Consider the following 1,214-nt stretch of genomic DNA (forward strand, 5'->3'; position numbering starts at 1 on the left):
TGAGCTGGGGGTGGCCGCAGAGACCAGCGAGAAGCGACTGTTTACTAAAAACACAGGTCCGTGCGAAGCCGTAAGGCGATGTATACGGACTGACGCCTGCCCGGTGCTGGAACGTTAAGGGGACCGGTTAGTCACTCTTCGGGGTGGCGAAGCTGAGAACTTAAGCGCCAGTAAACGGCGGTGGTAACTATAACCATCCTAAGGTAGCGAAATTCCTTGTCGGGTAAGTTCCGACCTGCACGAATGGCGTAACGACTTCTCGACTGTCTCAACCATAGGCCCGGTGAAATTGCACTACGAGTAAAGATGCTCGTTTCGCGCAGCAGGACGGAAAGACCCCGGGACCTTTACTACAGTTTGATATTGGTGTTCGGTTCGGCTTGTGTAGGATAGGTGGGAGACTGTGAAGCATGCACGCCAGTGTGTGTGGAGTCGCCGTTGAAATACCACTCTGGTCGTGCTGGATGTCTAACCTGGGTCCGTGATCCGGATCAGGGACAGTGTCTGATGGGTAGTTTAACTGGGGCGGTTGCCTCCCAAAGGGTAACGGAGGCGCCCAAAGGTTCCCTCAGCCTGGTTGGTAATCAGGTGTTGAGTGTAAGTGCACAAGGGAGCTTGACTGTGAGACTGACGGGTCGAGCAGGGACGAAAGTCGGGACTAGTGATCCGGCGGTGGCTTGTGGAAGCGCCGTCGCTCAACGGATAAAAGGTACCCCGGGGATAACAGGCTGATCTTCCCCAAGAGTCCATATCGACGGGATGGTTTGGCACCTCGATGTCGGCTCGTCGCATCCTGGGGCTGGAGTCGGTCCCAAGGGTTGGGCTGTTCGCCCATTAAAGCGGTACGCGAGCTGGGTTTAGAACGTCGTGAGACAGTTCGGTCCCTATCCGCTGTGCGCGTAGGAATATTGAGAAGGGCTGTCCCTAGTACGAGAGGACCGGGACGGACGAACCTCTGGTGTGCCAGTTGTTCTGCCAAGGGCATGGCTGGTTGGCTACGTTCGGGAGGGATAACCGCTGAAAGCATCTAAGCGGGAAGCCTGCTTCGAGATGAGTATTCCCACCCACTTGATGGGGTAAGGCTCCCAGTAGACGACTGGGTTGATAGGCCAGATATGGAAGCCTGGTAACGGGTGGAGTTGACTGGTACTAATAGGCCGAGGGCTTGTCCTCAGTTGCTCGCGTTCACTGTGTTGGTTCTGAAACCACGAACA

General features: G+C 55.8%; 1 rRNA gene (cut by a window edge). It reads left to right on the forward strand.

What is annotated here, in order from left to right:
* Positions 1-1,173 (forward strand): 23S ribosomal RNA (locus tag AC07GB_RS39790); it begins 1,798 nt to the left of the window's first position.
* Positions 1,174-1,214: the final 41 nt, after the last annotated feature.

The sequence above is a fragment of the Streptomyces sp. NPDC045778 genome, assembly GCF_056431945.1.